The organism is Lysinibacillus sp. NPDC096212, assembly GCF_044763105.1.
GTDB lineage: Bacteria > Bacillota > Bacilli > Bacillales_A > Planococcaceae > Lysinibacillus.
Window position 1 is genome coordinate 1 of the sequence record NZ_JBIWFQ010000036.1, and the last position, 24326, is coordinate 24326.

25 protein-coding genes are annotated in these 24326 nt (G+C 35.9%); 16 read left to right on the top strand and 9 right to left on the bottom strand.

The window, feature by feature from the left end:
• Window positions 1–93: 93 nt before the first annotated feature.
• Window positions 94–1323 (bottom strand): 3-isopropylmalate dehydratase large subunit, encoded by a 1230-nt coding sequence (locus ACIQ7T_RS24655; RefSeq protein ID WP_402874383.1) that lies wholly within the window; start codon window positions 1321–1323, stop codon window positions 94–96.
• A gap of 456 nt (window positions 1324–1779) precedes the next feature.
• Between ACIQ7T_RS24655 and ACIQ7T_RS24660 the strand changes: the two genes are divergently transcribed.
• The 12 genes from ACIQ7T_RS24660 (at window position 1780) to ACIQ7T_RS24715 (ending at window position 13307) form a co-directional block, all read left to right on the top strand.
• Window positions 1780–3168 (top strand): FAD-dependent oxidoreductase, encoded by a 1389-nt coding sequence (locus ACIQ7T_RS24660; protein ID WP_402874386.1) that lies wholly within the window; start codon window positions 1780–1782, stop codon window positions 3166–3168.
• The gene (locus ACIQ7T_RS24665; protein ID WP_402874389.1) at window positions 3165–3872 is read left to right on the top strand and encodes an isochorismatase family protein; all 708 of its coding nucleotides are present in this window, start codon (window positions 3165–3167) and stop codon (window positions 3870–3872) included. The genes ACIQ7T_RS24660 and ACIQ7T_RS24665 overlap by 4 nt, the downstream gene beginning before the upstream one ends.
• Window positions 3873–5252: a dihydroorotase gene (locus ACIQ7T_RS24670; RefSeq protein ID WP_370076639.1), complete on the top strand. Its 1380-nt coding sequence runs from the start codon at window positions 3873–3875 to the stop codon at window positions 5250–5252.
• 30 nt (window positions 5253–5282) lie between these two features.
• Window positions 5283–6503, top strand: coding sequence for an ABC transporter substrate-binding protein (locus tag ACIQ7T_RS24675; protein ID WP_370076637.1), 1221 nt, complete (start codon window positions 5283–5285; stop codon window positions 6501–6503).
• Window positions 6504–6603: 100 nt separating this feature from the next.
• A complete protein-coding gene (locus tag ACIQ7T_RS24680) occupies window positions 6604–7476 on the top strand; it encodes a branched-chain amino acid ABC transporter permease (protein ID WP_370076635.1) in 873 nt (290 codons plus the stop codon).
• Window positions 7473–8462, top strand: a complete 990-nt coding sequence (locus ACIQ7T_RS24685) for a branched-chain amino acid ABC transporter permease (RefSeq protein ID WP_402874393.1) — start codon at window positions 7473–7475, stop codon at window positions 8460–8462. The genes ACIQ7T_RS24680 and ACIQ7T_RS24685 overlap by 4 nt, the downstream gene beginning before the upstream one ends.
• Window positions 8443–9171: an ABC transporter ATP-binding protein gene (locus tag ACIQ7T_RS24690; RefSeq protein ID WP_402874396.1), complete on the top strand. Its 729-nt coding sequence runs from the start codon at window positions 8443–8445 to the stop codon at window positions 9169–9171. The genes ACIQ7T_RS24685 and ACIQ7T_RS24690 overlap by 20 nt, the downstream gene beginning before the upstream one ends.
• The gene (locus ACIQ7T_RS24695) at window positions 9164–9874 is read left to right on the top strand and encodes an ABC transporter ATP-binding protein (protein ID WP_370076629.1); all 711 of its coding nucleotides are present in this window, start codon (window positions 9164–9166) and stop codon (window positions 9872–9874) included. Before ACIQ7T_RS24690 ends, ACIQ7T_RS24695 begins: the two co-directional genes overlap by 8 nt.
• Before the next feature lie 27 nt (window positions 9875–9901).
• The gene (locus tag ACIQ7T_RS24700; RefSeq protein WP_370076627.1) at window positions 9902–10639 is read left to right on the top strand and encodes an IclR family transcriptional regulator; all 738 of its coding nucleotides are present in this window, start codon (window positions 9902–9904) and stop codon (window positions 10637–10639) included.
• A 40-nt stretch (window positions 10640–10679) separates the two neighbouring features.
• The gene (locus tag ACIQ7T_RS24705) at window positions 10680–10901 is read left to right on the top strand and encodes a hypothetical protein (protein WP_370076625.1); all 222 of its coding nucleotides are present in this window, start codon (window positions 10680–10682) and stop codon (window positions 10899–10901) included.
• A gap of 268 nt (window positions 10902–11169) precedes the next feature.
• Window positions 11170–12366 (top strand): CaiB/BaiF CoA transferase family protein, encoded by a 1197-nt coding sequence (locus ACIQ7T_RS24710; RefSeq protein WP_370076624.1) that lies wholly within the window; start codon window positions 11170–11172, stop codon window positions 12364–12366.
• Window positions 12367–12380: 14 nt separating this feature from the next.
• A complete protein-coding gene (locus ACIQ7T_RS24715) occupies window positions 12381–13307 on the top strand; it encodes a hydroxymethylglutaryl-CoA lyase (protein ID WP_370076622.1) in 927 nt (308 codons plus the stop codon).
• 1023 nt (window positions 13308–14330) lie between these two features.
• On the opposite strand, the gene ACIQ7T_RS24720 is transcribed toward ACIQ7T_RS24715, so the two are convergent.
• The 5 genes from ACIQ7T_RS24720 to ACIQ7T_RS24740 form a co-directional block, all read right to left on the bottom strand.
• The gene (locus ACIQ7T_RS24720) at window positions 14331–14747 is read right to left on the bottom strand and encodes a YjdF family protein (RefSeq protein WP_370076620.1); all 417 of its coding nucleotides are present in this window, start codon (window positions 14745–14747) and stop codon (window positions 14331–14333) included.
• Window positions 14748–15121: 374 nt separating this feature from the next.
• Window positions 15122–15724, bottom strand: coding sequence for a CPBP family intramembrane glutamic endopeptidase (locus ACIQ7T_RS24725; RefSeq protein ID WP_402874402.1), 603 nt, complete (start codon window positions 15722–15724; stop codon window positions 15122–15124).
• Window positions 15725–16561: 837 nt separating this feature from the next.
• Entirely contained in the window at window positions 16562–16753 is a 192-nt protein-coding gene (locus ACIQ7T_RS24730) for a hypothetical protein (protein WP_370076616.1), read from the bottom strand.
• Between the two features lie 541 nt (window positions 16754–17294).
• The gene (locus tag ACIQ7T_RS24735; protein ID WP_370076614.1) at window positions 17295–17483 is read right to left on the bottom strand and encodes a DUF4177 domain-containing protein; all 189 of its coding nucleotides are present in this window, start codon (window positions 17481–17483) and stop codon (window positions 17295–17297) included.
• 215 nt (window positions 17484–17698) lie between these two features.
• A complete protein-coding gene (locus tag ACIQ7T_RS24740) occupies window positions 17699–17905 on the bottom strand; it encodes a hypothetical protein (RefSeq protein ID WP_143999067.1) in 207 nt (68 codons plus the stop codon).
• 120 nt (window positions 17906–18025) lie between these two features.
• Here ACIQ7T_RS24740 and ACIQ7T_RS24745 point away from each other — a divergent pair, with 120 nt between their 5' ends.
• Window positions 18026–18214, top strand: a complete 189-nt coding sequence (locus tag ACIQ7T_RS24745) for a hypothetical protein (RefSeq protein ID WP_370076612.1) — start codon at window positions 18026–18028, stop codon at window positions 18212–18214.
• A 119-nt stretch (window positions 18215–18333) separates the two neighbouring features.
• On the opposite strand, the gene ACIQ7T_RS24750 is transcribed toward ACIQ7T_RS24745, so the two are convergent.
• The gene (locus ACIQ7T_RS24750) at window positions 18334–18726 is read right to left on the bottom strand and encodes a hypothetical protein (protein ID WP_402874406.1); all 393 of its coding nucleotides are present in this window, start codon (window positions 18724–18726) and stop codon (window positions 18334–18336) included.
• A gap of 1437 nt (window positions 18727–20163) precedes the next feature.
• Between ACIQ7T_RS24750 and ACIQ7T_RS24755 the strand changes: the two genes are divergently transcribed.
• Window positions 20164–20763 (top strand): O-methyltransferase, encoded by a 600-nt coding sequence (locus tag ACIQ7T_RS24755; protein WP_402874409.1) that lies wholly within the window; start codon window positions 20164–20166, stop codon window positions 20761–20763.
• Window positions 20764–20820: 57 nt separating this feature from the next.
• Window positions 20821–21996, top strand: coding sequence for an oxalate decarboxylase family bicupin (locus ACIQ7T_RS24760; RefSeq protein WP_402874463.1), 1176 nt, complete (start codon window positions 20821–20823; stop codon window positions 21994–21996).
• Between the two features lie 49 nt (window positions 21997–22045).
• Here the strand turns inward: ACIQ7T_RS24760 and ACIQ7T_RS24765 are convergent, their stop codons facing one another.
• The gene (locus ACIQ7T_RS24765) at window positions 22046–23197 is read right to left on the bottom strand and encodes an MFS transporter (protein ID WP_402874412.1); all 1152 of its coding nucleotides are present in this window, start codon (window positions 23195–23197) and stop codon (window positions 22046–22048) included.
• A 101-nt stretch (window positions 23198–23298) separates the two neighbouring features.
• Here ACIQ7T_RS24765 and yeiL point away from each other — a divergent pair, with 101 nt between their 5' ends.
• Entirely contained in the window at window positions 23299–23961 is a 663-nt protein-coding gene (yeiL, locus tag ACIQ7T_RS24770; RefSeq protein ID WP_402874415.1) for a transcriptional regulator YeiL, read from the top strand.
• 6 nt (window positions 23962–23967) lie between these two features.
• On the opposite strand, the gene ACIQ7T_RS24775 is transcribed toward yeiL, so the two are convergent.
• On the bottom strand, window positions 23968–24258 hold the full coding sequence (locus ACIQ7T_RS24775) for a hypothetical protein (RefSeq protein ID WP_402874418.1): 291 nt from the start codon (window positions 24256–24258) through the stop codon (window positions 23968–23970).
• Between the last annotated feature and the right edge of the window lie 68 nt (window positions 24259–24326).

Below are 24326 nucleotides of genomic sequence, written 5' to 3' on the forward strand. Positions count from 1 at the left end.
TTTGAGTACGCTTAAAAACAGTTTTTTAGATGCTTGGTAGCTTAAGAATTTCCAATTCCGATGTTTTTTATGGTTGACATATCACCACTGGGCTTATATCAGTTGTGGGTTTCTAATTTTGCCATGCAATGCAGCTGTTGCTACAAATGCTGGTGAGCCAAGGTAAATATTTGACTCTCGATTGCCCATCCGCCCTTGAAAATTACGATTTGTTGATGAAACAATAACTTCATTATTTCCCGGAACTCCTAAATGCGTGCCTACACATGGACCACATCCTGATGGCAAGAATGTGGCACCGGCATTTGTAAGAATTTCTACTGTGCCATCTTTTACAGCATCTAAAAAAACTTTACGTGAGGCTGGGGCAATAATTAGACGTACGCTTGGATGAATATGCTTGCCTTTTAATATATTAGCAGCCGTTTGTAAGTCTTCTAAACGGCCATTTGTACAGCTTCCGATAAATGCTTGGTTAATTTCGATTTCTTCAATTTCATCGATTGATTTAACATTATCAGGAGAATGTGGTACAGCAACTTGACTTGTAATTTGACTTGCATCAATGTCAATTACACTCTTGTATGTTGCATTTGCATCAGGCAAAACATGTTCAAAAGCATAGGGTAGCTGTAACCCAGTTGTATGAATAAAACCGGCCTTAGCTCCCATCTCAATTGACATACTCGCAATTGTCATTCTGCTATCTAATGATAAGCCGACCATTGTGGAGCCTGCATACTCAATGACATCATATGTCGCCCCTTGTATTCCCACGATCCCAACAACGTACAGTACGATATCCTTTGCTGATACGCCAGGTTGTAACGACCCATTGATGTTAATAAGAATGGTTTCCGGTACTTTAATCCAAGTTTGACCTGTTAACATTGCTCCGGCTAAGTCCGTTGAACCTACCCCTGTCGAAAATGCTCCGATCGCTCCATATGTACAAGTATGAGAATCGGCACCAAGAATTAATTGACCAGGCTTGGCATGTTCATTTTCAATCATCAATTGATGACAAATTCCGTCTCCTACATCGTAAAGTTTAACATTATGCTCATTGGCGAATTCACGCATCATGTCATGCAGTGAAGCAATACGCTGATTTGGTGCAGGTGAAGCATGATCAATTACTAATGCCATTTTAGAAGCATCGAATATTTGAACTCCCCCCATATTTTTGAATGCATTGATGGCTAAGGGTGCAGTTGTATCTGATGCCATTAAAAAATCCACATTTACAACTGTGAGTTCGCTAGCAAAGACTACTTTATTTGCGTGAAGCGATACAATTTTCTCAATAATTGTTTGTCTCAAAAAAAAGTACCTCCTATTCATCGTTCCACTATATGAAACGCGTTTCCTTTTTTGGTTCATCCTAAATAGAATTTAAATGCAACAATAGATGTTTGTCAATAAATTTTTGAAAAATTCAGATAAATACTAAAATCTGATTTTTTGAATGAAATAGAGTGTAAAGTAGAAAAAATAAAAAAAGCTTGAAAAAAGTTTGAGGAGGAATTATGGTGGAAATAAGAAAAAAGTAAACGCGTTTCACAATGTGGAACGTAAGGTTGACTATGTATGATGGATTTAATATAGCAAACAAATATATAGAGAGCGCAAGCAGGTGTTAAAAATACTGAATTTTTAGATAAGTTGGTTATTCAGAAAGCTGAGTGGCATTACGAGTTTATAATGAAGGACGTATGCAGCAATTAAGCATTAAATTTTTAATTTAGAGAAAGATCGAGTGATGGGGAGTGAGTTTCTATGGAATGGGATGCAGAAGTTGATGTAATTATCGCTGGTGGAGGTGGAGGCGGTTTGATCACTGCACTAACAGTTGCACAATCAGGGTTAGAAGTAGCAGTATTTGAAAAAACGGAGCATTTACTTGGCAATACCGCGGCGAGTGCTAGCATGATTCCAGCTTGTAATACGAAGTTTCAACATCAATTAGGTATTGATGATTCTGTTGAAAAAATGACAGCAGATATTTTGATGAAAAACCATAATGAAAGTGATCCAGCACTGGTGAGGGCTTTAGCAACAGTATCAGGGGAGATGGTGGAATGGATAAATGACTCTTTGCAAATCGAAATGTCTGTCGTTTTGGAATTTAAATATCCTGGTCACAGTGCACTGCGCATGCATGCGCCACCAAGCCGTTCAGGATTAGAGTTAATGAAGAAGCTAAAGCGAAAAGTTTCTGAACGTGACAATATTTATCTGCTCCTTCAAACTTCTCTGCAAAAACTAATTCAAGATGATACAGGCCATGTCATAGGGATCGAAGTTTCCGCGTCAGAGGGAACGCGATACATTAAAGGGAGAAAAGTTGTCATTGCAACAAATGGCTTTGGTGGTAATAAAGAGCTTGTGAAGCAGCATATCCCGGAAATTGCTGTTGCAGCATATTTTGGCTATGAGGCGAACACAGGAGAAGGAATGGAAGCAGGGATTACCTCAGGTGCTGCTACTAAGAGTTTAACTGCTTATCAAGGTCATGCGGGAATCAATGAAAATACAGGTCTTCTTGTAACTTGGGGAACGATTATGATGGGTGGATTCTATATTAATAGTTTAGGTGAACGATTTGCTAATGAAACACAAGGCTATTCAGAGTTTACGCGTGAAGTATTAAAGCAACCAGAACAATATGGATACATTATTTATGATGAACGCATTCATAGGAACCTTTTATCAATTGAAGATTATAAACAAATAACTGAGATGGAAGCGTATAAAACAGCTGAAACTGTTGAGGTTTTAGCACAGAAAATTCAAGTAGATGTCGAACGACTATCTATTACATTCAAGAATTATCAACAACAACAAAATGGACAGGCCGATGCTTTTGGTCGCGAATTTTTTGACAAAAGTCTTGAAAATCCATTGTATGCGATTGAAGTAATTCCAGCATTATTCCATACACAAGGAGGGTTACTCATTAATCCACATGCACAGGTATTGGATACAAATGCAAATATAATTCCAAATGTTTATGCTATAGGAGGCAGCGCTGTCGGTATTTCTGGCAATCATGCGTATGGTTATATGTCGGGCAATGGTTTACTTGCAGCGTTAGGTTTTGGTCGTATTGCTGGACTACATATTGTGGAGTCATTGGCTGAAGAAAAAGGGGGAGTAATATTATGACAAGAATTTGGGAGTCTGCATTAACAGAGATAGATAAGATTGTTATTAAAAAAGGGGGCTATGGACAAAGTCGCGGATTAGGAAAAAAGCCTATTCTTATCATCATTGATGCACAACACAATTACATTGGTGCCGACGTACCGATTGAAGATCAATTAGATAAATGGCCAAGTGGAGGCGGCGACGTTGCGTGGAAGGGAATTCGTAAAATTGAGAAATTAAAAGCGCTAGCAGATTCTCAGGGAATTCCTGTGTTATATACACGTAATGTACAGAAGAAAACTATTCAATTTGATTCATTTTCGACAAAGGCGAAGAGAGACCAAACAAAATATTTAGATGGTAATCCTGCATCAGAAATCGTTGAGTGCTTAAAGCCAACTGATCGTGATATCGTGGTGGATAAAAGCTATGCAAGTGCTTTCTTTGGCACACCTATTATTAGCTACTTAGTTAAATTGAAAATTGATACATTAATTATTGTGGGTGGTTCTACTAGTGGCTGTGTTCGGGCAACCGCGGTTGATGCAGTGACGTATAACTTCAATGTTACAATTGTAGAAGAGGCTGTATTTGATCGAATTGAACTTTCACATAAAGCGGCTTTACTGGACTTATGGATGAAATATTGTGATGTTATGCCATCAACATATATCGAGTCTTATATGAAAAGCGTCGCAAAAGAGTTGAAAGAGGTGAAGTAAATGTTTGATCTATTTATTAAAAATGGTGAGGTTGTCTTTCCGCGTATTGGAGTGAAAAAAGCAAATATCTGTGTGAAAGATGAAAAAATTGTTGCCATTCTCGATTCCGAAGAAGTTGCAGAAGCAAAAGAGGTAATAGATGCAACTGGACTTCATATTTTACCAGGTGTAATCGATGCCCATCAGCACTTAGGAATTTACAATTCAATAGAAGAAGATTTTTTAGATACGAAGCAACATGCCATTTCTGGTATTACAACGGTCGTTAACTTTGACCGTCAGCCAGTAAGTTATTTAGAGTGGTTTCCAAACGTGAAAAAAGACGTTGAAAAATGGACGTACATTGATTTCACATATAGTTTAGGTATTTTGAAAGAACAGCACTTAGATGAATTAGAAGAACTAGTTGACAGGGAAGGCATTACATCCTTTAAATTCTTCCGCAATTATGAGCGTCAGTTAAACGATAAGTTCAAAATTACAGATGGTATAGATTTATCAGCCTATGATTTAGGTCGTATTTTGGCGAAGTTCAATGAAGTATCACCGAAGCTATTATTGGCTATACATTGCGAAAACATGGATATAAATCGTAAATTAACAACACAACTTCAAGCGGGTGGTGAAAATGAAGGGCTATCAACATGGAGCAAGACAAGCCCTGGGTATGCAGAAGCAGAATCTTTACTCAGTTCACTTTATTTGAACAAAGTTTATGATGGGAATCTATATATTGTGCACTTAACTTCAGGTGATAGTGTTGAGGTGCTGGAACAGTCAAAGTGGCTAACAAAGGGCAATGTCAAGGTAGAAACTTGCCCACACTATTTATTACTTCACGATGAGCATGAAGTAGGCATTAAAGCGAAAGTAGGGCCGCCAATTCATAAACTACATGACGGTGAAAAACTATGGGATGGTATTCGAAAAGGGCTTATTAATGCTATTGGGACTGATCATGTACCTAGTAGTTTAGAAAAAAAACTAGGTGAATCTGGTGATACGTGGGAGACGTTATTTGGCTTCCCAAGTACAGGCGGTTTATTACCATTAATGCTAACAGAGGGTTATGTTAAACGAGATATTCCCTTAGAGCGTATTGCTGATATTATGTCATTATCAATAGCTGAATCATACAATCTTCCTTCGAAGGGACGTATTGAAATTGGGGTGGATGCTGATTTTGCGATTGTCGATCTTCATACGAAAAAAGTATTGGTGGCGAAAGATATTTCTGAAAATTGTGACTTTTCATTATATGACGGATGGGAGTTAGTTGGTTGGCCAGCTTTTACAGTAAGTAGAGGAGAAATTATTGTAGTTAATGGTAAGACTACCAAAGAAAACGGAAGAGGTAAATTTGTGCATCGATCAATATAAATCTATTAAAAATGAGAGGAGTAGTGTTATATGAAAAAGTGGTTAGCTGTGTTCATGCTAAGTTTCTTAACTATTGTTTTAGTAGCTTGTAACAGTGACGCTTCAACATCAGGTGATAGTAGTAAAGGAGAGTCGATTAAAATTGGTTCACTTCATCCATTGAGCGGTGGCTTAGCACTGGAGGGGCAAGAAATGAAAGATGCAGTGAAATTAGCAATTAAAGTAAAAAACGATGCAGGCGGTATTCAATCATTGGGGAATAAAACAGTTGAATTAATAGAGGCAGATCACGAAGGTTCACCAGAGAAAGGGGTTTCGGAAGTACAAAAACTTGATCGTGCTGGTGTAATAGGCATTGTGGGTGCTTACTCAAGTGGTGTAGCGTTACCAGCCACTCAAGAAGCAGAGCGTTCACGCTTGCCATTTATCGTAGATATTGGTGCAGCGGATGAAATTACAGATCGTGGCTTCAAGTATACTTTCCGTTTACAACCGGCAGCTAGTTCATTTTCCAAAGATTTTTTAAAGTACTTCAAAGATTTAAATGAAAATGCAACAGAAAAGCTATCTACTGCTGTCATCGTACATGAAGATAGTGTATTCGGTACAAGTATTGCAAAGGTTATCAAGGACAACGCTGCAAACTATGGTTTAGAAATTTTAGAGGTTTTACCACACGCATCTTCAACAGCTGATTTATCATCGACAATCAATAAAATTTCTGCTAGTAAGCCAGATATCGTTTTGACAACAACATATCTTCGTGATGGCGTCATGCTGATAGAGGGTATTCAAAATTCTAGCTATACACCTCGTGCAATTATAGGGGTAGCTAACGGTGCATTTAGTAATGCGAAATTTATCACTGACTATCAATCTATTAACAATTTAATAATGGATGTTAATTATACAATTAATCCACATAGTGATCTAGCAAAGGATGTAAAAGCAAAATATAAAGAAGCATATGGTCGTGAAATGGGACCAAACGCAGCGTACTCTTTTATGGCGACAACAGTATTACTTGATGCTATTGAACGTGCAGGATCAACAGATCGAGAAGCAATCCGAAAAGCATTAACTGAAACTAACTTAAAAGATCATATTTTACCTCAAGAAGCAATTCAGTTTGATAACAAGGGTCAAAATATAAATGCAAAAGCAGTATTAAACCAAATTATTGATGGCGCAACAAAGGTAGTTGGGCCAGCAGAGTACTTAGAAGTTAATCCAGTATATCCAAGTAATTAGTAACCAGTGTTCGATATGGCGTACGCTTGTAAACAACAATTCGAGAAAAGCGTTCGCCCTTTTATTTATAGATGAATTGAACAAAAGGGGGGAATGCAGCATGAGTGCAGACTTGTTTTTTCAATCATTGATTGATGGCATTTTAATGGGAGGGATTTACGGGCTTGTAGCAATTGGTTTAACACTGATTTTTGGCGTAATGAAAATCATCAACTTTGCACAAGGCGCTCTGATGATGGTTGGAATGTATGTAACATATTGGTGCTTTGATTTAATGGGGTTAAATCCATATTTATCATTACCACTAAGCGCGATTGCATTATTCTTTATTGGGGCTGGATTACAACGTGGTGTACTTCAACGTATGGCAGATGCTCCAGACCACAATCAGTTATTAGTTACGCTCGGGATTTCATTATTTATTGAAAACTTAGCGTTAGTTATATTTAAGCCTGATTTCCGAAGTGTAACTGTTGATGGACTACCTGCAACAATTTCTCTTTTTAATTTAAATATTCATACGACAAAGTTCATTGCCTTTATTTGCGCAGCATTTTTAGCAATTGGTCTTTTCCTTTTCTTAAAAAAGACATTTATAGGACGTGCAATTCGTGCAACGTCTATTAATGGTCAAGGTGCATCGCTTGTTGGGGTTAATATTAAGCGCATAAATTATATTGCTTTTGGTATTGGTGCAGCATTAGCGGGGGTTGCGGGTACATTAATTACACCATTCTTCTACACATCACCGACAGTAGGAGCGAGCTTTATATTAAAAGCTTTCGTAGTTGTGGTATTAGGGGGATTAGGTAACTTCTTAGGCGCTTTAATAGGTGGCATTTTAATAGGAGTTAGTGAGGCATTAGGTGGCGTATTATTACCGGGTAGTTTAAAGGATCTAATGACATACCTAATCTTTATTCTCATTCTATTACTGAAGCCGAATGGTCTGTTTGGAGGTAAAGTGCGATGAAAAAATCATATATTTTATACTCGCTTGCCGTTATGTTTATTGCACTTTTTCCACTTTTTACTGATAACCAATACTTCATTCATTTGGGAATTTTGATCTTGTACTATGCTTTAGTGAGTCAGGCATGGAATATTTTAAGTAGCTATGCAGGGCAATTTTCATTCGGTCATGCCATATTCTTTGGAACAGGTGCATACGCATCGGCAATTTTACTAATAAAGTATAATATTTCGCCTTGGATTGGGATGGTTATAGGTGCAATTGTGGCGATATTAATTGCTTTATTAATTGGCTTCCTATCATTTCGGTACAAGCTACGTGGCGCATACTTCTCGTTAGGGACACTTGCATTTGCTGAAATTTTACGAATCACCGTACAAAATATGGATTTCTTCAATAAAACTATGGGGATATTATTACCAATCGGGAGTAACCCGCTTATGTTCCAATTTGAATCTCGTATGACGTATTTCTATGTGATTTTAGTTTTAACGATTTTCGTAACACTCTTAACTTATTTCATCGGAAAATCACGTTTAGGCTTCAATTTGATTGCCATTCGTGAAAACGAAGATGCAGCCCAATCGCTGGGGGTAAATACCTTTAAAAATAAAATGGTAGCAATAGCAATTAGTGGTGCACTTACATCAGTGGGCGGTACATTTTACGCGCAATATCTATTGTACATAGACCCACCAACAACATTCGGAAACGATGTATCCATATCTATTATTTTACCAGCCATTTTAGGCGGGATGGGAACTATATTAGGACCATTCATGGGTGCATTAATTATCGTACCTCTTGGTGAAATAACATCTCACTTTTTTGGTGGCTTTGCTGGAGTTCATTTAATGGTATACGGTTTAATTTTAGTATTAGTTATTTTATATCTACCAGAAGGTTTAGTTGGTTGGTTACAAGAAAAAATACGTTTACGTAAATTAAAGAAGGAGGGGAAAGTGAATGACATTGCTAAAGCTTGAAAATGTTGAGAAGAAGTTCTCGGGTTTAGTAGCCGTCAATAAAGTTAGTTTACAATTAAATGAAGGTGAAATCCTTGGTTTAATAGGTCCCAATGGCGCTGGTAAAACTACACTTTTTCATTCTATTTGTGGCTACCATACACCTACAAAGGGAATAATATTATTAAATGGTGAGTCTATTCATGGTTTAAAACCGGAGTATATGTGTGAGCGTGGTATTGCACGGACGTTTCAAATTGTACAACCATTCGGTAACTTAACTTTACTAGAAAATGTAATTGTAGGTTCCTTTAATAAGGTAGGTACATACAAAGAAGCAAGTGAAGTTGCGATGAAGCAACTTGAATATATAGGAATGTCACATAAAGCATATGATCGCATGAAGGATTTAACGTTCGCTGAGCAAAAGAAGGTTGAGGTAGCACGCGCATTAGCAACAAAGCCAAAGATATTGTTTCTAGATGAAGTGATGTCTGGATTAAATCCAACGGAAGTAAATGAGTTTATAGACCTAATCAAAGATATTCGTAATAGCGGAGTGACGATTTTCTTTATTGAGCATTTAATGTCAGCTGTTATGGCATTATCAGATCGAGTAGTCGTTATGCACCTTGGAGAAAAAATTGCAGAGGGTGCACCAAAAGAAGTAACGAAAGATCCACGTGTTGTTGAAGCATATTTAGGTGGGGAGGTTGTTACTGATGCTTAAAGTTGAAAATTTAAACGCGGGATATGGCAATCTGAATATTTTACGTAATTTAAGTTTTGAGATCAATCAGGGTGAAATTGTAAGTATTTTAGGAACAAATGGAGCAGGGAAGACAACGACATTACGTGCTATTTCAGGTTTGATTCCAGTGAAATCGGGAGTCATCCATTTTGACGATCAAATTCTTAATAAAAAATCTGCTGAATTTATTGTCAAAGCTGGTTTAGTACAAGTTCCAGAAGATCGAAAGCTATTCTCAGATATGACAGTGCTGGAAAATTTAGAAATGGGAGCTTATACTAGGAAAGCACGTACCAATTTAAAAAAGAATTTGGAATATTGTTATGAGTTGTTCCCAATTTTAGAAGAACGAACAACTCAAATTGCTGGTACGATGAGTGGTGGACAACAGCAAATGCTAGCAATTGGTCGCGCTTTAATGGCTGAACCTAAGTTATTGATTTTAGATGAGCCTTCTATTGGATTATCACCTTTATTAACAAAACAAGTTTTTGATATTATTTCAGAAATTAAAAAGAATGGTGTTACGATTTTATTAGTTGAACAAAACGTAAATCAGGCATTGCAACTTGCTAATCGTGGCTATGTTATTGAAAACGGTGAAGTGGTAATGAGTGGAACTGCGCAAGAACTTCTAAATGATGAAATGCTAAAAGCAACTTATTTAGGTGTTATAAAATAAAACACTCCAATATGAGTAGGTGATAGATTGATAAAAGCAATTGAAAAAATGATGGAAATTTTATCTTTATTTTCATTAGATAAACCGGAATTATCGATTAAAGAAATCCAACAAAAATTACAAATGCCTAAAAGTACAATTTTCCGTATTTTAAATACACTTGAGCAGGATGGTTATATTATCAAAAATGATGCGACTCATTTATATTCACTAGGATATCAATTTTTTAGGTTAGGAAGTATTTATCAAAATCATCTTGATTACCGTCATATTGCTTTACCAGAAATGCGTAAGGTGATGTTGGAAACGCAAGAAACAGTAGAATTAAATATACTCGATGGAATTAGTCGTGTATGTATAGAAAAAATTGATTCGCCATTAGATGTTCGAAATTTTGTACGGGTTGGTGAACGAAAGCCCGCTCACTTAGGTGCCTCCGGAAAAGTGTTATTAGCGTTTTTAGAAGAATCAGAGCAAATGCGAATTCTAAAGGAAGTTCAGCTAGAAGAAGACATTGATATAAAAAAAGTTCTAAATGATCTTCAGCAAATTCGTAAAGATGGCTATGCATTTACACAAGGAGAACGTATTGTTGGTACATATGCGATTGCCGCACCGATTCTAGGAATCAATGGCACAATTATTGCAGGTCTTACGATTGCCGGACCACTACAACGAATATCAGAAGAAAAAGCAGCTTTTTTGAAAATAAAATGTATTGAAAGTGCAAGGATGATATCTAAATACGTAGGCTATTTTGAATAGAAATTAGGCAAAAATAATGCATTCCATTGCAGAGAAAATAATGAATCGTTCAATTCAATTAAAAGATAATACGATAGCGGAAATATTTTTATTAAATACAATTGGTACATTTTTATTAGGATGCATGAAAAATGTACAACAATTTGCAACATTAAATGTAGGTGATTTTGCATCTATTGCATCTGACAAAAAAATCAATAACCAAACAGCAGCATTTTTAATGGGTGTCGCTTTTGTTGCAATTGAATATGAAAGCAACTAATGAAGTAAAGGACACCCTGCTGTCCACGCAAAATGGCAGTAATGGTTTCTATTATTAAAGCAAGTCTAGCAGAATACACTTGGTGACTTAACAGTTCATTTAACATTCAGGAATTTAACACACAAATTTACCTGCAATAGTCTGAATGTTCTGTCTTGTGTGGTATTTCGCGATTATTTCCTTTATCGAACATAGAAGAGCAATTAACAATGAAACGTATTAATAACCTTAATAATGATGCTATCAATTAGTAGGAGGAGGAATTTCAATGAGGATGGGGCCATTAAAGGGAGTACGAATTTTAGATTTATCGACAATGATTGCAGCACCATATGGGGCAACATTATTAGCAGATTTTGGCGCAGAGGTCATTAAAATTGAAATGCCTAATAGAGGGGATTCTCTACGTAGTATGGGTCCGTTTAAAGGGGATGAACCACTTCGCTGGCCAGCGCTTGCTCGTAATAAGAAATCATTAACACTTGATCTACATGGTGAGGAGGGGCAATCGATATTAAAAAAACTGATTACTAAGTCGGATGTTATCATTGAAAATTTTAGACCAGGTACATTAGAAAAATGGGGACTTAGCTACGAGATATTAAAAGAAGCAAATCCAAAAATTATTCTCGTGCGTGTAAGTGGCTATGGACAAACAGGACCGTATGCACATAAAGCAGGCTTTGGTACGCCCGCAACGGCATTTAGTGGCTTTACATATTTACATGGCTATTCAGATCGTCCGCCAATTAGTCCATCCTTCTCATTAGTAGACTACATTACTGGTGTGTATGTTGCGTTTGCAACTAGTACAGCATTATTCTACCGTGATGCAAAGGACGGAAAAGGCCAAATGGTCGATATTGGTCTATATGAATCGGTGTTCCGTATGATGGAATTCCTTGTAGCTGACTATGACCAAAATGGAGTTATTAAAGAGCGATCACCGGGCTTAAGTGGGCACTCGAGTCCAGCAGGGACATTTCAAACGAAGGATGGACACTGGGTTGTACTAGTAACAAGCTCAGATCGTACATTTGAACGCCTTGCAGCTGCCATGGACCGTGAGGATATGTTAGTGGACGAGCGCTTCTATACAAATAAAGTTCGTCTTGAAAACTTTAATTTAACAAATGGAATTGTAGCGAAATGGGTGAAATCATATCACCGTGATGAGCTACAAAAGAAGCTCGATGAATTTGGTGTGCCTATTAGCCCAATCATAAGCATTGAAGATATTTTTAATAATGAGCAGTACCAAGCACGTGAGAACATTGTAGAGGTTGATCATCCACGTTTAGGCAAAATCAAAATGCCGGGGGTTGTGCCAAAATTCTCTGAAACACCTGGAGCTATCGTAAATGTGGGACCTGATTTAGGTGAACATAATGAATGTATTTTAAAACAAATTATCGGCTTAACAGATGAGGAAATCGAAAGTTTGAAAAATAAAGAAGTTATTTAGGAGTTGATCGAAATATGCTGGATCCAGTAATGATTACAGAAGTCAGTCCTCGTGATGGATTTCAAATAATTAAAGAGAACATTCCTACAACAGAAAAACTAAATATCATCAATCGTTTAATAGACTGTGGCTTTAAACAAATTGAAGTTACTTCTTTCGTTCATCCTAAAGCCGTACCACAACTTAGTGATGCAAGTGAAGTGTTAAAAAGGATACGTCGTGACAGAGAAGTTATTTTCCGAGCACTAATTCCAAACTTGAAAGGGTTAGAGCGTGCTATTGAAGCAGGCGTTCACAAGGTAAAGCTAATGCTATCATCAACAGATTCTCACAGCTTACACAATGCTAATGCGAGAACACTAGATGCAATGAAAGATTTTTCTGAAATTTCACGAAATTGTAGGGCGGCAGGTATTAATGTCTCAGGTTCTATTTCGGTTGCATTTGGTTGCCCATATGAAGGGCGTGTACCAATTGAACGACATATTATGCTGTGTGAGAAATATGACGAAATAGATATTACTGATATTTCTTTGGCCGATACGACAGGTATGGCTAATCCTTACGTAATAAAGGAAATTGTAAAAACATTGCGTGAAAAATTCCCTCACTTTCACTTTTCCCTACATCTTCATAATACAAGGGGTATGGCTTTTGCCAATGCGGTTGCAGGCTATGAAGCGGGTATTCGAGATTTTGACAGCTCCATTGCAGGTCTTGGAGGGTGTCCTTATGTACCGCTAGCGACTGGAAATATTGCGACAGAGGATATGATCCATGGCTTTGAGGAAATGGGCATAACGACCAATATTGATTTAGATGCTGTATTAGTACTAGCTCGTGAAGTACAGCAAAGGTTCCCTTCCTATGCTAGTAGCTTTCTCGTAAAGGCGGGGAAAAATTCTGAGTTAAGTATTTCGCCAGGCGGACAAAGAAAGTAGTGAAAGATGGATTTTCTAATACAATCCTGAACTTAGAAATGGTCGGTGAATAGGTAGAATGTCCCGTAGTGTTCAGGAGACATGTTTGAAGCGAAAACAGACCCAAGTAAATCATACTTGGGTCTGTGTTAAAAATAAGATAGCATTTTTCTTAGAATGTTTATAAGAATACATAAATTATTCGATTGTAGGATCTTTCTCTGACGACGAATTGGCCAATTTTAAAAATACTTCGTTAATATTTTTCATGCGGTTTTCAACTTTTTAAGAAATAATGGGGCTTTAACGGTTACGGGCATGAAAGATAAATGCTATGTACAAGAGAATGATTCATAGGCGTGGGTCATCGTCGGTCCTGATGAAAAAATAATGACATTTGAGCAAGACATTAAATGGGTAGGTGGACGGATAACCGAAAAGTGGTTGCATGATAGCTGGCTGTTAGAACATCAACTATAGGGAGTTCTTTATAAAAAGCGCGAGAAATCAATATTTAGAAACGTTGATTTCTCGCACTTTTTAAACGTGAATTTGCTTTGAAAAAAACTTAACCTCTTGCGATAATTGTTATTTCCATCCACGATATTCGTCATATTCTTTCCCCGGTTTAAGAAATTGAAATCCTTTAGATTTTACGAAAATTGCATGCATTATTAAACCTAGGATCGGTAGTCCGACAATCCAAATCCAGGTCCATAGATTACCTAAATAATAGTGGGACAAAGTAGTAATTCCTAGAAACCCTCCGTATCGTAGGAGGAGAATGAACAAAGGATCTTTCCTTACGAATGAATAAAACATAAAACGACCAATACCTAAGATACATATAGCTACTAAGAGTTGAATAAACAGCAAGACTAATCCTCCTTTTCTTTTTGTTGAAAATTCTTTCCTTAAGGAAACTTTAAAGGTATATTAATTTATTTTATTTGTGATTACAATATGAAAATATTTCGAATGAAATTGTGTATTAATCCCTAATAAAAAAACTGACAACATTAGTTGTCAGTAAAAAGAATGATATTACCTACCTTTATGTTTATTTTTAGACTTTTGAACTTTGATATTCCGAATATATTCTTTGCGTTCTTCTTTAAGTCGTTTACAGGTAACAGATTTTTCTTTTTTTCTAAGTGCCAATTCTGCTTTTATAGCTTCTTCGGCCTTAGAGGTGATACTTGGATTTCTTAGTTCTTTTGCAACTTTTCTTTGAAGCCTTTTAGGATTGATTTTCTTCATTTTAACTTGTTGGATAGGTATTCCATCATGTTTATCATTATTTTTGATAAAATCCAACATATTATTATTTACAAAATCAAAGACTTCTTGATCTTTAGGTTCATTCCCGAAAGTATACTTGTATGCTTTGTATTTGTTTTCAGAAATGTGTTCTATTAGCCCTATATAAAATTGCCCATCATTAAAAATGGTTAGTTTCATAGTAGGTCCCTCCTCATATTAAAATCGAATGATGGACATCCCGAGGAGGGGAAGGTTACTGACATCATATTTACAATGCATCCGGACTACCAACCGAATCGTGTTTTTTCATTCATGTAGTATTATAAACGATTTGTTATTATTTGTAATGGGACATTTGTGATTTCGCTATAAATAGTAACAAGGAATATAAATGATTTATGATTGAATGCAATAATAGTATCAGATCTTGGTGGCTCTTTCCGGGCGTAACCTTTTTGGAAAAGAATATTTCAAGTGAAAGATCTGGCATGAACCAATTGTTGATAAGAAGTAATTTATCAAGCTATTGCGTCGACAAGTCTCATTAATCTCGTGTATATCTACAATCCGTTTTAATGTTTAACTCTTATTAAATTGTATTTGAATAATAGTGTCATACCGATATTCATCAAAAAATGCACAAGAAAAGGCACTAAAATATTGTTTGTTTCAAAATAGATCCATCCGAAAATTAAACTTGGAACGGTTATATTTATTAACATTATAGGTTTTTTGAAGTATTGAATATGCATCCCTATGAACAATAAAGTTGTTAATATAATCGCAGTCCATGGTTGTTCTAGAAATACAAGAAGTAAATTTTGTATAATTCCCCTAAACAAAATTTCTTCAAATAACGCCCCTATAAACATAAAGGCAACAATACTTAATAACGAATAGTCTTGATAGCTTTTGTTAGTTTCGTCCATGTATTTCGAGGGAATAAACAATGTTAAAATTACCCCAAACAAAAGTAGACCGAATGAAGCGAGAATTATGCTCATTACCATTGTGAATGGCTGATTGAATGATAGGAAATCTTGTATTGTGAATACATCATAAACTATTAAAGCGAAAATGATAGCTACACAAACAAATGTAAAAGAAGAGAATACAAAAATAGCGTCTTTCGGGCTAAAATCCTTCTTTGTCTTTTTTGATTTGTCTTTCTCCATATCTTTCCTTCTTTCTTAATGCTTATAGAATAAAGAGATATTTTACCAAAATATTTTTGCAGAAAAAGCAATCGCTACTACTTTACCGATAAATAGTCTTTTTTTTAGAAAAAATCGAGGTTAGTAAAGGTAACCATGTAATCATAAATATTCATATATTCCAGAATTAGTTAAGTGAGCGAAATGTTGAGACAGGGGTTTTAGGTAATCCTAAGAAAGGCTGTTATCTGTGCTAGTGGGGTAAATTACAGATTTTTCGAACGAGAAAGCCCATGCAGGGTGTAGCCCGTCTTCAGACATGGGATGAAAGTGAGGTCAGACAAGAGGTAACTATTGCTACCTTAATTGTCTGAAAGGGTGTTATACTTCATCTATAGACTAGTAAAAGTCTATAAAACACGCTCGTCCATTGAAAATTGGATATTGTATAAGGTTCGATAGCCTAATTCATGCTATCGGTAAAACAATATGTGTCGTCACGAAAAAGACGCTAAAACATATCGGACGAAACCAACTATACGCTATGGTAACAGTAGTGTAGCCCTATCTGCTATATGCACTGGATAGGGAGGGGTAATGGGATACCCCAATCTTGAGAACTGTTCAAAACAGAAATGGACTGCGAACGCATAGTTACTCAGGAATCCCACTGACATTAGTCAGCTTGTCCCTTTAGGGGTGGGAGTCTCAAACAAGGGGAAATACTAGGGAAATAAAATATTAAAAGTGCCTAAATCCTAATTAGGGAAGACCACTTTTCTAGGATTGGTTATGGTGACTTAATTCTACCAAGAAAAGGTCTTCCTTTTTTGTCGTTTTATCCATTTACAAAATATTTTACACTCTCTTTTTCAATTGTCTATTAATGCTCACTAATAAGCTAATAATAATAGAAAGTAAAGTAACAATTATTAGCCCAATAGACATTATTAGACCATCTATATAATTAAGGAATCCTGCTGCGGCTAAAGCCAAAAAGCTGATGACGCTTAAAAATAAAGTAAGGAAAAAAATTTGGAAATAATGCATGTCATCCACCTCCTATTGTTGGTTTGTCTTTTTTATGGTGCGGTTATTATTTAACTTCTTTCAGTAAATGTTTTATGTAGCGAAAGCGAAGCGTCAGATACAAATGTTTTATGTAAGGTAAATGATTAATTTTTAATCCATGTAAGTAATCTTACAATTTGGAATGGGGCATACCAAGTAAGGATGAAACTACAAAGGAAAAATGTTACAACAGGAAAAAGCTTGTATTTTCCCTGTTCTTTTTTTTATACAGCACCAAGACTTAACAAAAAACTTATAAATAATAAACCGAATCCAGATATCATAAGAATTTCAAAGTTAATTGAATAAACGGAAGAGAAGCTCAATAGAACAGCACCGATTACTGCAAAAATAATGGATAGTTTGCTAAACATTTAAAAGCTTTTTTCGGAAAAAACCAATTTATTGTAATGGACTTTTTGTAAAATTTCTTCTTAAGTTAAAGAAAAAGTTATGATGATTTTTTGAAAGATATTGTGCAATAAAAAGAAAGATAAGAGGTAATGAAACCTCATTTCTCTTAATCTTTCTTACGTTTAAATATTAATTCAAAAAAAGTAGGAGTGCCGTGACCTTTTATTCCCGGTGCAAAGATTTGTACTAACTCCCATCCTTCTTTTTCATGATCATAAACAACTTTATGATAATCTTCCTCAGGAGTTAGTGTCCATGTGGATAATTGAATTTTCACAAATTTATGTTCATACAAGATAACAACCTCCTTATTCTTACTTTTATTTACGTTTTTTAGTAATTTAAAGTTTCAAAAATATTATGAAGTAAACAGTTCGAGGGTTTTTCGAAAGAGAATGTGTAGAGAGGGTGTTCACTATGGATTTTTATAAATATTTCCATTTAGAACTGATTGATGCATGCGAATTCGCAAAAGATACTTAAACACTAGATAAATAGTGTTCAGTAAAATTATTGATCTTTTCGGGGTTTTATAAAGAATGAACTGAATACAACAGAAAGCCCAATAAAAATGAATATTATTGCAATAGATTTATTTGGAATAAATGAATTGTATTCGAGGGGACCAGATAATCTGCCTGTTCCGCTTACAAGCAAGAAGATACCTAAAATAAATATTATATATCCAATTTTAGAATGTGTACCGTCTGTTTTCATTGCATAACAACTCCTAATATATAGGTTAATAACTTATATAAGGATAACATAATTAGGTAATGTTTGAAAATATGGATTGATTCAATTACTGCACAATATGAGGAAAGAAGGTAAAAGAATATGAGTAATCAAACTTTATGCTGTGATTATTGCGAGAGCACATATCGGGAAGTACCTATTATCGAAAAACCAAAACGATTTGCTTTGAATCGAGTTTATGATTTAACACAAGTCAATTCGGATGGACGAGAAGTGGATAATATCTGCTTAGAATGCTTGAAAGAGCAAATTGATGATTACGGGATCTAAATTACACAACGTGAGTAAAAGAAAAAGCAGCAGCGTTTGCAGACGCTACAGCTCTTTAAGAGATGTTAAACCTTCATGTAAATTAATAATCTTCTAATTATTGTTTATATTGATCTTCCTCAAATACCTGTTTTATATTTAGAAATATTCTTTTCTTTTTCAAAAATAGAAGTATTCTGTTCATATTTTTTGGGATTAGATAACTTTTCAAGCTCTTGTATCAACATATCCTCTAAATCTATGGACTCTTTCATGTTTTCTTGGGTTTGTTTAACCTCCCTAACAAGTAATCTAACTAATTTTTGTCCATTCGATTTCACAAGATATGTACGTATATAACCATCTTCATATCTAGTTTCGAATTTAGGTTTGATATTTTTCTCGTTTTCGTCTTCGTCTTTGTCTTTATGTATATTTTCAATTCCAAATAAATCTAAGAGACTTTCATTTTTTATATTTTTATTTACCTCTGTTTTCAAATAATTTATTGTATTACTGGTTTGAATTTTCATTCATAATTCTCCTTAGAAATTAGTATTTTGTTACACTTAATTATAACCTTTAAAGTTAATAAATGGAGGTTTTATTATGAAAATTCGTTCAGTACTTTTAAGAGCATTAGTAGCATTAAAGTCTACATTGTTAACTCGCCCCAGAAAGGAGTTTTAACAACTTACTTTACTTTTTATTATTAATCATAATTCTTATAGCAACTGGGACTCAATACTACTGCACAATATAAGTATTAAACGAAAAAAGTTTGGTGGGGATATACCTACCAAACTTATGAATTAGTTAGATCGAGATCTTTTTAAAAATAATAAAGCAAGGACAATTATAGCAAGACCTATCCAAATAAATTTATATGGTAAAACAATTAAATTCCAAACAATAAAAACGATGTGGACTACAAGATCAAGAAAAAACGACAATAATAAACCTGCTTTCTTTTTAACCAAATTATAACATATTAGTAGATTCAAAAAATAAAAGCCGCAGCGTCTTCACACGCTACAGCAAACTAATGAACAATATGAGTAAAGAAACTAATATAGAGACACTCGGCTGGGAGTGATCCAAAGTTTAACTATAAGAGACTATTTAAACTTATCAACTTTCTTAACTTTCATTGAAGCTACTTCTCCACAATTCGTACAAATAGTCAAAATTAGTGGTGAACTCGAAAAATGGACCATATCGAGCTTAATGGGTTTTACATTTGCCATAGATCCGCCTAATTCACCTTGTGCAAAGGAATCACCACCACAAGCCTTACAAACTAATTTATTATTTTCCGTGTTATCACCTTTTTATGTAATATATGTAAATTTTATCATGAAAATAGCCGCAGTGTCATCATACACAACAGCAACCAAATGAACAATATGAGTATTAAATGAAAAAAATAAAATCTATTTTTTATTAATTTGTTCTACTAACTTTTTTAAATTTAAATTTATTCAATATGCCACTGACGAAAATAAAGACAGCAAGGAATAGATGCTCCATTCATCGGCACAACTCCTCATTTTTAACTTTATTATAATATGGAAAGCTGCAGCCTTTGGACACACAACAATTCAGATTTGAAAGACATTTGATGATTTCAACTGGATATATCGAGGGAATTAAAATAATGGTGGGATAGCAAACTGCAATGACGTTTGGGGCGATGCATAAGGTCAAGCTATCCCGAAGTAAATATATGTAAACGCAATTAATAACATTCCAACTGTAAATATGGTTAAAAAGGGATTTTAAAATGACAAGGGCTATTATTAAACAAGCATTTTAGGTAGGCATCAGGTTAAATCCGTTATACATAAGTAGCGATTACTTTGAATATAAAAACGTACCTCTATTTAGGGATGTGATGTTTTAACAAAGGATTTTTACGAAAAAAAGCGAAGATTATTAAGAATTAAATATCTAATAGGTGGTATGTAACTATGTTAACAAAATATCGCTCCAATACATATATTCCGGAAATGGTGAAGGCAAGTAAAATGTTAGCCCATAGACATGATTTCGAGTATTCTTGCTCAGACGAGGCAGGAAGATTGTTGTCAGTGCTTGTTGGTCAAATTACACATGGGACAATCCTAGAAGTCGGGACTGGCTATGGTGTAGGCAGTGCATGGATTCTTTCTACCATTGCACCAAACGTACAGTTTGTCTCAGTGGATCATGCAAAGGAAAAAATCGATGCTACTGCTCAAACACTTCGTCATCAGCAGGCTGAATTTTTAGTAGGTGACTGGAAAGAAGCGATAGCAAAAGGTCCTTTTCAATTTATTTTTGCTGATGCAGCTGCTGCTAAAACAATTGAAGGCGAACAACTATTGGAGGCATTAGCTGTTGGAGGTATGTTAGTTATGGACGATTTTACGCCAGAAGAACATTTTCCAGAAGAATGGAGAGGGAAACCTGATAAGGTCAGGGACTTTTGGTTAAATCATAAGGAATTAAGAGCTACAGAAATTTATTTAACAGCAACATCTTGTGCTATCCTCGCAACTAAGCTGAAAGGAAAAGAATTATCAAAGTAAAGAATCCATACATATTATATAATGATTTCTTTATGAAGAGGTGAATCATTGGAGAACATGCCAGAGGGCTATTCTTATGTCCCGCAGCCTATTCGGAAAGATGGGGCGGGGTGGGTTGATAAAGGGCCGAGAGATATTATGAGGGATCTGGAAAATCCTGATATGCTTGTCCCTCCGAAAACAGATGCTGGACTTGTACCAAATTTAAAATTCTCTTTTTCTGATACGCATATGGTTTTAAAAAATGGCGGTTGGTCTCGAGAAGTTACTGCTCGTGATTTACCAATTGCCACTACATTAGCAGGTGTCAATATGAGTTTGACACCTGGTGGAGTACGTGAGCTGCATTGGCATCAACAAGCTGAATGGTCGTATATGCTTCTTGGTCATGCACGTATTACAGCGGTCGATCAAAATGGGCGTAATTTTATTGCCGATGTAGGACCGGGGGATTTATGGTATTTCCCGCCAGGAATTCCGCATTCCATACAAGGTCTTGAGGATGGCTGTGAATTTTTGCTGGTGTTTGACGATGGGCATTTCTCAGATCTAAGTACTTTTTCAATATCTGATTGGTTTGCTCATACTCCTAAAGATGTGCTGTCCTCCAATTTTGGTGTTCCAATGAGCGCTTTTAATCATATCCCGAAAGAACAGGTCTATATTTTTCAAGATAAGGTTCCAGGACCTCTAGACACACAAAAAGTACAATCCCCATACGGTACAGTCCCTCAAACTTTCAAACATAGCCTGCTTGCCCAGACCCCTATAAAAACTCCTGGTGGTAGTGTCAGAATTGTGGATTCAACAAACTTTCCTATTTCTAAAAATATCGCAGCAGCACTTGTCGAAATTAAGCCTGGTGCTATGAGAGAGCTGCATTGGCACCCAAATAATGATGAGTGGCAATATTACCTCCAAGGAAAAGGGCGTATGACAGTGTTTACAGCAAATGGTGTGGCTAGAACATTCGATTATCGTGCAGGAGATGTGGGATACGTGCCATTTGCAAATGGTCACTACATTGAGAATACCGGTACGGAGACATTATGGTTCCTTGAAATGTTTAAAAGTGATAGATTCCAGGATGTTTCGTTAAATCAATGGATGGCCCTTACTCCATCTGAGCTAGTACAAAGCAATTTAAACATTGGTCCTGAACTTGTTAATGTGTTAAGAAAGGAAAAGTGGCCGGTTGTAAAATATCCAGGATTTTCTTATTACCCAAGATGAGCGTATAGAAAAGCAGGTAGGAAAGAGACTCTTTCCCACCTGCTTGTTTTTAATATTGAAATTTATTTCTAGTAGCAAGTAGTATACCAATTGCTGGAACAGTACAAATAAGCATTGCTGCAAATGATAGTCCAGGCGAAATCTCGTATAAATAGCCACCTAAAAATGTAAGGATCGCTGTACTTAATCCCATTGCTAATGCAGAATAAAGGCCTTGTGCATTCGGAATTTGCTCCTTCGGCAATGTTTTTGTTAAATAGCCGATGAAAGCGAAATGCGCGAGAGCAAATGATAATGCATGTAATGTTTGAGAAGCGATAAATACCCATACATTCGGGAATAGGTAAATGAGTAGCCAACGTAATGATGAACCACTCGCTGCTAAAAGTAATAAAGAAGATGAGCGCCATTTTTTAAATAGTGTATCAGCCTTCATAAAGTATAAGATTTCGCAAATTACGGCGATGTTAATAATCATCCCCATGTAGAATGGATCAACATGTAAATCACCTAAATATATATAGCCGTAGCTGTAATAAGAAGCATGTGCGCCTTGCAACAGAATAACAACTAATAAAACAATAGGGAAGCCTTTAATTGTCCATAATGTTTTCATCGACAATGATTTTGCGCGTTGTTCTTTTGTCGGTACAACGAGTAACTCTTTTGGTGTAGCCATTTGTTGCATCAACAGCATACCGATCAGGCCGACCACCATACTCCAAAAGATAATGTTATTGCCAAAAGCACCTGTTAGCATACTAATGATTAATACTGCAATGACAAAGCCAAGGGAACCATAGGAGCGGCTTTTACCATAGTGTACATTTCCATGCTGTACGAGCGTTGCCGCACTACTTTCAACGGCAGGTAGCAGTGCTGGATAGAAAACGCTAAATAAAAGGGTAACAATAAGAAGCGAGATAAAGCTCGTGCTTAGTAAGTAAAATAAAGTTGTGATGAGGGCACCTATTGCTAGAATACTAACGAGTCGTTTTTTGTGCACATATTTTGCAAGCGTCGGGAAGAAAAATAGATTTGAAGTTGCTCGTGCTAAAAGACCGCAGCCCATTATGACGCTAGCCTGTGAGACAGTAAGATGTTTGGCATCTACAAGCCAACCAGTCCAGTAAGGTAAGAAAATACCCCATGTAAAGAAAAATGCAAAGAAATTTTGAGAAAGCCATCGTTGATTGTTCATAAATTTTCCGTACCTCCAATTTAACTATGTTGAATAATAGCACGTTCATCGGTACAATAATGTGAGATATCTCACATTTTTCAAGAGGAGAGAGTGAAAAAATGCATATACTGACAGCTGAGGAACGTTCATACTATCTCGATAAATATCCAATTGATGATTTTTTCTCATTTGATATAAATCCATTTCTGGAGGTATGTAAGTTTGACAAAGGCGAATGGATTTTTCAAGAAGGATCATTTCCGGATACGCTATACTACATGATTGAAGGGAAAGCGAAAATATATATGACGCATAAAAACGGCAAGGTCTCACTTATCGAATACCCAGAGCCACCGCGTTTTATGGGTGAAATTGAGTTGCTTAATGAGGCGAGATATACGAAGGGGATTCAGACAGTAACCGAGACGATTTGTTTTTCGATTACACAGTCCTGCAAAGAAAAGTTACTCACGGATGTACTATTTTTACGTAAACTTTGTGTGTTTTTAGGGGAAAAGTCGACCAAAATGACGTCAAAATATACACAAAATCAAGCGTATCCACTTGAAAATCGACTTGCTGCCTTTATCCAATTATCGTCAGATCAAGGTATCTATAAAGAAAAGCATACGGAAATCTGTGAATATTTAGGGGTTTCCTATCGGCATTTATTATATGTACTGGCGCAATTTTGTGAAGAAAAAATTTTAGAAAAGAGAAAGAATGCCTATCACATTATGAATGAAAAGCGACTTTCCGAATTGGCACAGGAGATACAGTGAGGGATACTACAGCTTATTGTATTCACTTTTTTTAATCAACCAGCGTGCAATCTCCTTGCCGCTATGGTAGAAGTTAATCTCATCGACTCGTTGGTTTTGTACGGAGATATTTAGGGTTTCGTCTATAACGCCAAAAGGTATAACCCTTATACATTGGTGTTTGTTAGGTGAAAATCTTTTGTGCTTTGCCTTAGCTTCCATGTGAGCTTTAGCAGATTTCTGTGCATTTTGGAATGGACAAGCAAGTAATTCTCCTTGTTCCAATGTTGTGCTTGGTGAATAACAATTACTTTTCATTCAACATGCCCCCTTTGTCGTTAGTGTTATTGTACAAGACATGCGGTCGGAATAGTCTTCATTTACAA